The sequence below is a fragment of the Paracoccus fontiphilus genome (genome assembly GCF_017356265.1).
Taxonomy (GTDB): Bacteria; Pseudomonadota; Alphaproteobacteria; order Rhodobacterales; family Rhodobacteraceae; genus Paracoccus; species Paracoccus fontiphilus.
Map to the genome: position 1 here is coordinate 1 of NZ_JAFNAW010000135.1, position 3,170 is coordinate 3,170.

Here is a 3,170-nt window from a genome sequence, read left to right on the forward strand (position 1 = left end):
AAGGGAAAGGGTGGACGACTTTTACGCCGCCCGCAGCAGCTCCATGCCGCCGCTTCCGTGGCCTAATTTCTCACCGCCGTTCTCAGCTCATGAGTTCACCCCCTTTCAGGCTGACGGTGTGGGAAGGGTCGGCCTGCTGACGGAGCCACAGCAGGCCGATTGCGGGGTCAGTGTTCGGACGGCAGGTAGAGCGTCAGAACACGGCGCGTCTGCTCGGGGTCGGACGGGGTTTCCGCGCCGAAGTGATAGGCGGTGTCGTAAAGGTCGATCTTCCAGAAGATCGCCACGCCATGCGCCTCGACGCGGCCAAAGGCATGATCCCCGTAAGGGTCGTTGTCCTCGGTCCAGTCGGTGAAGGTGATAACCGCGTTCATCAGCGCGGCTTGGGTGCGCTCGGGAATGGCGCGAAAGCCCGGCGTGGCGACGGTGCGGCCTTTCAGATGCTGGCCGCGCCAAAGGGCCGCAAAGCCCAGGGCGCGACGGAAGGCATCATTCTGTTCCGCGATCATAATCCGCAGCATCTGGTCGCGGGCCTGCTCGGCGGGGTTGCAGATCGGGCAAAAGCCGGGGCCTGCATCCTCGGAATGGTAGTGGTCGCGGCAGGACGCGCAGCGAAAAACGCTGGCGGTCGTCGCAGGGGTATCAGTGGTGTTGAGCGCCATTTCGGCCTCCTTGTGGTGCTGCCCTTTGCCGGTCTGGTGCCGGATGATCGGGCGGGGTTTCTGGCGAGGACCGCGAAGCGGCCCTCTCCTGAAACCCTGCCTCCCGGCGAGGGCAGGAGGGGGACCCGCGCAAGGTTGTCCGTAGGGGCGAAGGGGAGGGGGATCACCCGGCCTGCACGAAGCGCAAAGCGCGCAGGAAGGCCGGGGACACCCCTTCGCCCCGTCAAGCGGACGGCCTTGCGTGGGGGAACCGGCGGTTCCCCTGAACGGACACGCGCCCTTCGCGCGTGGCCCCACAAAGGTCAGGGGCGTTCGGCTTGACCGAATCCCCCGGCCAGGCGCGGCCACGCGCCTTTGCCTCGATCATCGTTCCCCGTCGAAGCTATCCAGCCTGCCGCCCCTCTCCTGGCGGCGGGCCTTGCAGGGCGGCGACCTGGACGCGCCCCTCATGGAGCGAAGGGAAGCGAGCCGCCCTGTGGGAAGGTTGGACCGGATCACACTACCGCCACCCCGGTTGACCACAGGCTGTGTGCTCGATCCTTGTAGTCTCGCTTACAGCCTGCTTGGGCCCCACACCGTCCCTCCCAAGGTCGGGCCAGTGCGCGGCTGGACAACCGGGCTGCCCGCAAGCGATCGCAACCCGACAGGGCCGAGACTGGGCCGCTGGACCGACTATTGCGGCCCCGCAAAGGCTGGCTCGGGACGAGACAGACAGCGCGGGAAAAGCCGCAAAGGAGGGGCAGGGGGTCCAGGCTCGGGGCGCAGGCCGGCGCCCGCCGGGCGAAGCCTGGAGCGCGATCCCGGTACAAGCCGGGATGCGGCAAGATCCTGCTGAACCAGTAGGAGGCATGAAGCACAGATGGGTGCCGCAACTTTTTTGTACGAACCAATTGTGGTGGGACGTTTTGAGGGTCAAAAGCTCCCAGCCTGACCAGAAGGAAACAAAAACTGCATGCAACTTACTCGACTCGTCTATGCCTCACACCATGGTGGAACCTCCGAAGAATCGCTGCGCGACATCTTCGACAGGTCATGCAAGAACAATGCGAACGACGGCATCACGGGCCTGCTCATCGCCGGCGATGAGGACTTCCTACAGCTTCTGGAGGGGGGCAGAACAGCAGTTGCCGAGTGCATGATGCGGATCATGAAGGATGATAGGCATCAAAGGATCCGCGTCCTGCTTGCTGGCGAGGCCAGAAATCGACTGTTCTCCCATTGGAGCATGCGCTGCTTGAAGGCGGCAGAGATCCCGCTGGAGATCCAGGATCGCTATTGGGTAAACGGCGTATTCGACCCCGCGCAACTTCCCCAAGCCAAGATTGAAGGGCTGTGCCTCGCGCTATCAGAGGACAACAGCGACAAGACCCCAGAAATGGCAGAGTAGCCCAGGGTAGCCTGCGCTTTCAGAAGAAGAACCATGAATATCTTGAACACCACCTTGGCGGTCTTGGCCTCGCTTGGACCCAGCCTCGCGCAAGCGGAAGCGCCGCAAGCTAACCCAGGGGCGCGGAAATCAAGTCGTGCGGCACGAAACGCCGCGCGCGACAGGCAAAGCATCAAAGACCTCGTAGCGCACAAGGGCACTGACGGGTGGCATCACGCCCATTTCAAGCCGCCGAGCCCGCGACCCGCGACCGGAAAAGGTCAAAAATCGAGGTGCCCTTATGATGATGAGTGCGGCAGAGGTTGATGAAACAAGTCGAACGAAAACGCTTCGGCTCATTGATCGCCTTCGGCATTTTTAGCACCGGGCTCTTCGCGCCGGTCCTGATCGCGCACCAGCCAGTGGACTGCTCCGAGCGCAAGAGCCGCGCCCGCGAGGGCGGCAATCTTGGCTGGCTCCGTCTCGCCAAGATCGAGGATGATAAATTTGCGCGCGATCGCGAGGAGCGCGATCAGCACGATCGTGCGGACCTGGAGAATGCCGAAGCTGCGTTCTGTCGCCACAAGAAGGGAGCGCTTGAACTCGAGCGCAATTACAACGGTGAAGATCATTCCGAACACCACCTGGAAGGTGGCGTAATCGAGCGTGTTGAACGCTCCCAAGACCAACCGGTTCACGACCTCGCGCATCAGCGCCCAAACCGACGCCACGACGATAACCGCAATGATGGCGCTGAGGACGAAAATGACGACCTGTTCGAACTTCTCGTAGAGCGTCATCGCCGACCATTGTTCACGGGTTAGCCCGGATGGTTTCAGGTCTTTCATCAGTACCCCTCGAAGTTCCCCCCGAATAGACAAGCTCTCCCTGGCTTCGCCGCAGACCGGGATCATTCGGGAATTCTTTACCTGCGATGGAGCCAGGAACCAATTGTTATGTGTCGAGAGCCGGGACTCCGGGCCCAGACTATCGATCGTTCCTCAGTCTTCCTGCGAAAGAGCCCCGCCGCTGGTCTCGTTTGCGGCGGGGCTCCATTAGAGCATGTCGCGGGCATCGAGATTCAGGATTCCCAGCTAGCCTATGATGTGCTTCCCTTCTGCTGAGGCAGGTATGGGGGGTCT

General features: G+C 62.3%; 3 protein-coding genes. 1 reads left to right on the forward strand and 2 read right to left on the reverse strand.

Annotated features, from left to right (window positions below; translation table 11 throughout):
- Window positions 1-167: 167 nt before the first annotated feature.
- Window positions 168-662: a DUF3768 domain-containing protein gene (locus tag J0F76_RS20250; protein ID WP_207472236.1), complete on the reverse strand. Its 495-nt coding sequence runs from the start codon at window positions 660-662 to the stop codon at window positions 168-170.
- 952 nt (window positions 663-1,614) lie between these two features.
- Between J0F76_RS20250 and J0F76_RS20255 the strand changes: the two genes are divergently transcribed.
- On the forward strand, window positions 1,615-2,049 hold the full coding sequence (locus J0F76_RS20255) for a BLUF domain-containing protein (protein WP_207472237.1): 435 nt from the start codon (window positions 1,615-1,617) through the stop codon (window positions 2,047-2,049).
- A 335-nt stretch (window positions 2,050-2,384) separates the two neighbouring features.
- Here the strand turns inward: J0F76_RS20255 and J0F76_RS20260 are convergent, their stop codons facing one another.
- Window positions 2,385-2,876, reverse strand: a complete 492-nt coding sequence (locus J0F76_RS20260; RefSeq protein WP_207472238.1) for a phosphate-starvation-inducible PsiE family protein — start codon at window positions 2,874-2,876, stop codon at window positions 2,385-2,387.
- Window positions 2,877-3,170: the final 294 nt, after the last annotated feature.

Excerpts from the sequence above, each read along its gene's own strand:
- J0F76_RS20260 (WP_207472238.1), bottom strand. The coding sequence starts at position 2,876 with ATGAAAGACCTGAAACCATCCGGGCTAACCCGTGAACAATGGTCGGCG.
- J0F76_RS20250 (WP_207472236.1), bottom strand. The coding sequence starts at position 662 with ATGGCGCTCAACACCACTGATACCCCTGCGACGACCGCCAGCGTTTTT.
- J0F76_RS20255 (WP_207472237.1), top strand. The coding sequence starts at position 1,615 with ATGCAACTTACTCGACTCGTCTATGCCTCACACCATGGTGGAACCTCC.